This window comes from Actinomadura roseirufa, assembly GCF_900659635.1.
In the GTDB taxonomy this organism is placed as follows: Bacteria; Actinomycetota; Actinomycetes; order Streptosporangiales; family Streptosporangiaceae; genus Spirillospora; species Spirillospora roseirufa.
In genome coordinates this window covers 1-5,716 of record NZ_CAACVB010000382.1, presented here as the reverse complement: position 1 = coordinate 5,716, position 5,716 = coordinate 1, and the positions used below count along the sequence as shown (strand labels likewise).

Genomic DNA, 5,716 nt, shown 5'->3' with positions numbered 1-5,716 from the left:
GGCCGCGCCCGCGCCGGTGGCCGCGCCGGTCGCCGTGGCGGACGCCGCCGACCCCATCGTGATCGTCGGGATGGCGTGCCGCTACCCGGGCGGCGTCCGCTCGCCGGAGGACCTGTGGCGGCTGGTCGCCGCGGGCGCCGACGCGGTCGGGGAGTTCCCGTCCGACCGCGGCTGGGACCTGCCGGGCCTGTTCGACGACGACCCCGCCCGCTCGGGCCGCAGCTACACGCGCGAGGGCGGCTTCCTGTACGACGCCGCCGACTTCGACGCCGGGTTCTTCGACATCAGCCCGCGCGAGGCCCTCGCGATGGACCCGCAGCAGCGGCTGCTGCTGGAGACCGCGTGGGCCGCCTTCGAGCACGCCGGCATCCCCCCGGCGACGCTGCGCGGCACCCCGACCGGCGTGATCACCGGGGTCATGTACGACGACTACGGCAGCAGGTTCCTCGGCCGCGTGCCGCGCAGCGTCGAGGGCCGGCTGATGATGGGCAGCACGCCGAGCATCGCCTCGGGCCGCGTGGCCTACACGTTCGGGCTGGAGGGCCCGGCCCTCACGGTGGACACCGCCTGCTCGTCGTCGCTGGTGGCGATGCACCTCGCGGCGCAGGCGCTCCGGCAGGGCGAGTGCACCCTCGCCGTCGCGGGCGGCGTGACCGTGATGGCGACCCCCAACACCTTCGTGGAGTTCTCCCGGCAACGCGGCCTGGCCCCCGACGGGCGCTGCAAGTCCTTCTCGGACGCCGCGGACGGCGTCGGGTGGGGGGAGGGCGCCGGCATGGTCGTCCTGGAGCGGCTGTCGGACGCCGAGCGCAACGGCCACCGCGTGCTGGCGGTGCTGCGCGGGTCGGCGATCAACCAGGACGGCGCCAGCAACGGGCTCACCGCGCCGAACGGGCCGTCACAGGAGCGGATCATCCGGCGGGCGCTGGCGAACGCGGGCCTGACCCCGTCCGGCGTGGACGCCGTCGAGGGCCACGGGACGGGGACGACGCTGGGCGACCCGATCGAGGCGGGCGCGCTGCTGGCCACCTATGGGCAGGACCGCGCCGGGGAGCGTCCGCTGTGGCTGGGGTCGGTGAAGTCCAACATCGGGCACACGCAGGCGGCGGCGGGCGTGGCCGGGGTCATCAAGATGATCATGGCGATGCGGCACCGGACGCTGCCGCCCTCGCCGCACGCCTCCGCGCCGTCCTCGCACGTGGACTGGGGGACGGGCGCCGTCCGGCTCCTCTCCGCGCCCGTGGAGTGGCCCGAGGCGGACCGTCCCCGCCGGGCCGCGGTGTCCTCGTTCGGGATCTCCGGGACCAACGCCCACCTGATCCTGGAGGAGGGCCCCGGCCTCGCCGAGCCGGAGCCGGGGGACGACGCGCCCGGCGTCCTGCCGTGGGTCCTGTCGGCGCGCGACCCCGAGGCCCTGCGCGGCCAGGCGGCGGCGCTGCTCGACCGGATCTCGGCCGTGCCCGCCCCCCGCGCGGTCGACGTCGCGTGGTCGCTGCTGACGACGCGCACGGCGTTCGGGCACCGGGCCGCCGTGGTCGGTGAGGCGCGCGAGGAACTGGCCGCCGGACTCGCGGCGCTCGCGGCCGGTGAGGCCCACCCCGGGCTGGTCGGGCCGGCCGAGGCCGCGAGACGGGGCGGGCTCGTCTTCCTGTTCAGCGGCCAGGGCAGCCAGCGGCTGGGCATGGGCGCGGGCCTGTACGAACGCTTCCCGGTCTACGCCGAGGCGTTCGACGAGGTGTGCGCCCTGCTCGACCCGCACCTGGAACGTCCGCTCAAGGACGTCGTGTTCGGTGACGACAAGACCCTCCTCGACCACACCACCTACGCCCAGGCCGGGCTGTTCGCCCTGCAGATCGCGCTCGCGCGGCTGCTGGAGTCGTCGGGGGCGCGCCCCGACGTGGTGATCGGCCACTCGATCGGGGAGGTCGCCGCCGCTCACCTGGCGGGCGTGTTCGACCTCTCCGACGCCTGCCGCCTGGTCGCGGCCCGCGCGACCCTGATGGGCGCGCTCCCGCCCGGCGGCGCCATGGCCGCCGTCCAGGCCACCGAAGAGGAACTGGCCGCGGACCTCGACGGCACCGCCGTCTCGATCGCGGCCCTGAACTCACCCGGCGACACCGTCATCTCCGGCGACACCGACACCGTCATGCGGATCGCGGCGGCATGGGCCGAACGTGGACGCCGGACCAGGCGCCTGCCGGTCAGCCACGCCTTCCACTCCCCGCTGATGGACCCGGTCCTGGACGACTTCACCACGGCGATCAGCGGCCTGACCTTCCACCCACCGCGCATTCCCCTGATCAGCAACCTCACCGGCGAGCCCGCGGGCGACGACATCACGACACCCGCCTACTGGGCCGAGCACATCCGCCGGCCGGTCCGCTTCCACCCGGCCGTGGCCCACGCCGCCGCCGGAGCCGCCGTCTTCCTTGAGGTCGGGCCCGACTCCGTGCTCACGGCCGCCGCGGAGCACACCCTCGAAGGTCATGACGACCCGGCGCCCGTCCTGCACACCCTGACGCGGAAGCGCCCCGAGATCCCGTCCCTGGCCCGTGCCCTGGCCGCGCTCGGAACCGCCGGCCTGCCCGTCGACTGGGACCCCTGGTTCTCCAGGGGCCCTGCCCCGCGCGTCGTGGACCTTCCCACCTACGCCTTCCAGCGCAGCCGCTACTGGCTGTCCGCGGAGGCGAGGGCCGAGGACGCCGCGGGCCTCGGCCTGACCCCCGCCGGCCACCCGCTGCTCGGCGCCGCCGTGGACCTCGCCGACGGCGGTGCCCGCGTCCTGACCGGCCGCCTGTCGCGGCGGGACGCGGCCTGGCTCGGCGAGCACGTCGTCGCGGGCACCGCCCTCCTGCCCGGCGCGGGCATCGTCGAGTGGACCCTGCGCGCCGCCGACGACGCGGGTTGCGGCGGCGTGGAGGAACTGGCGCTGCGGGCGCCCTTCACGCTCCCGGAGGAGGGCGCCCTGCGCGTCCAGGTCGTGGTCGGCCCCGCCGCCGCGGACGGCCGCCGCGACCTGCACGTGTACTCCCGCCCCGACCTGGACGACGGCGTGGCCTGGGTGTGCCACGCCGAGGGCCTGCTGTCCCCCGGGCCCACGGCCCCCGCCGGGGACGGCCCGTCCGGGGCGTGGCCGCCGCCGGGCGCCGAACCGGTGGACGTCACCGGGTTCTACGAGCGGGCCGCCGCCGGGGGCTACGACTACGGCCCCGCGTTCCGCGGCCTCCGGGCGGTGTGGCGCAGCGGGGACGACCTGCTCGCCGAGGTCGTCCTCCCCGAGGCCGCCGGAGACCCGGACGGCTTCGGGATCCACCCGGCCCTGCTGGACGCCGCGCTGCACCCGGTGTTCCTCACCGGCAGGTTCGACGGCGCGCCGGGCGAGGAACGGCTCTGGCTCCCGTTCGCGTGGAACGGGATCTCCCTGCGGGCGAGCGGGGCCACGTCCGTCCGCGTGCGGCTCTCCCCGCTCCCGTCCGAGCGGCCGGACGACGCGGGCCTGGAGGTGACGGTGACCGACCCGTCCGGCGCGCCCGTGCTCAGCGTCGGCTCGCTGGTCATGCGCCGGGCCTCCGCCGAGCAGCTGCGGGCGGCGGGACGGCACGGGGAACGCGGCCTGTACACCGTGGACTGGACGCCGCTGCCGACCGTGCCCCCGATCCCCGGCCCCCCGGACGGCTGGGTCGTACTGGGCACCGAGACGGACGTGCCGGGTCTTCCCGTGCACGCCGATCCGGCCGCCCTGGTATCCGCCGGTGAGGTGCCGTCGGTGGTGCTGACCGCGGTGCCGCCGGGGGACGGTCTGGAGGTCGTCCGGGACGTCCTGGCCCTGGTTCGGAAATGGCTGTCCGAGCCCGCCCTGTCGGATGCGCGCCTGGTGCTGCTGACGCGCGGCGCGGTGTCGGCGGACGATCCGGATCTCGCGGGTGCGGGGGTGTGGGGTCTGGTGCGCAGCGCGCAGTCGGAGAACCCCGGCCGGTTCCTCCTCCTTGATGCCGACGACACCGCCGCCGATGTCGCGGACGCGGTGCGGCGGGCCCTGGACCTGGACGAGCCGCAGGCGGCCCTGCGGGACGGCCGCCTGCTCGTGCCGCGCCTCGCCCACGCCGGCGCGGCGGCGGAACTGGCGCCCCCGGCCGGGGAACCGGCCTGGCGGCTCGGCGCCGGACGCGGCGGCACGGTGGAGGGCGTCACCGCCGAGCCGTGCCCGCGGGCACTGGAGCCGCTCGCTCCGGGCGAGGTCCGCGTCGCGGTGCGCGCCGCCGGGATCAACTTCCGCGACGTGCTGATCGCGCTCGGGATGTACCCGGGCGGCGGCGTGTTCCGCGGCAGCGAGGGCGCGGGCGTGGTGACGGAGGTCGGCGCCGGGGTGACGTCGGTGTCGGCCGGCGACCGCGTCCTGGGGCTGTTCGAGGGCGCGTTCGGCCCGGTGGCGGTGGCGGACGCGCGGATGGTCGTGGGCCTGCCGGAGGGCTGGGGCTTCCGCGAGGGCGCGGCGGTTCCGGTGGTGTTCCTGACGGCCTGGTACGCGCTGGTGGAGCTGGCCGGGCTGCGCGCGGGGGAGACGGTCCTCATCCACGCGGGCACCGGCGGCGTGGGCATGGCGGCGGTGCAGATAGCCCGTCATCTGGGCGCCGAGGTGTTCGCGACGGCCAGTCCCGGCAAGCACGCCGTCCTGGAGGAGATGGGCGTCGATGAGGCGCATCGCGCGTCGTCCCGCGACCTGGACTTCGAGGGGAAGTTCCGCGAGGCCACCGGTGGGCGGGGCGTGGACGTGGTCCTCAACAGCCTGGCGGGTGAGTTCACCGACGCGTCGCTGCGGCTGCTGAAGGACGGCGGACGGTTCGTCGAGATGGGCAAGACCGACATCCGCGACCCCGGGCAGTACGAGCGCGTCTCCTACACCGCCTTCGACCTCGTCACCGACGCGGGACCGGACCTGGTGGGCACGATGCTGGCCTCCATGGCGGAGCTGTTCGCGGCGGGGACGCTGCGTCCGGCTCCGATACGGGCGTGGCCGCTGGGCCGGGCGCGGGAGGCGTTGCGGTTCATGAGTCAGGCCCGTCACACCGGCAAGCTCGTCCTGGACGTCCCGCCCCCGGTCGATCCGGCTGGCACGGTTCTGATCACCGGCGGTACCGGTGCTCTGGGTGCCTTGGTGGCCGAGCATCTCGTCCGCACGGGTCAGGCACGGCACCTGACGCTGGTCAGCCGCCGGGGGCCCGACGCTCCGGAAGCGGCCGAACTGGTCGCCAGGCTGGCGGAGCTGGGCGGCCGGGCCGAGGTCGTGGCGGCGGACGTGACGGATCCCGGCGCGGTCGCCGAACTGGTGAAGGGCATCGATCCCGAGCACCCTCTCACCGGCGTGATCCACGCCGCCGGGATCGTCGACGACGCGATGGTCACCGCGCAGGACCCGGAGCGGCTGGAACGGGTGTGGCGGACCAAGGCGGCGGCCGCCCACCACCTGCACGAGGCCACCCGGGACCTCCCCCTCGGCATGTTCGTCGTCTTCTCCTCCGCCGCCGGGACGATCGGCAGCGCGGGCCAGGCGAACTACGCCGCCGCCAACGCCTACTGCGACGCGCTCGCCGCGCGCCGCCGCGCCCTCGGGCTCCCCGGCCTCTCGGTGGCCTGGGGCCTGTGGGAGGGCGGCGGCATGGCCGGGCGGCTCACCGGCGCCGAGCGCGCGCGGCTGAGCCGGGGCGGGTTCGCGCCG

General features: G+C 76.2%; 1 protein-coding gene. It reads left to right on the top strand.

The window, feature by feature from the left end:
- On the top strand, positions 1-5,716 hold a 5,716-nt coding region (locus E1291_RS38370), incomplete at both ends, for a type I polyketide synthase (protein WP_131742953.1).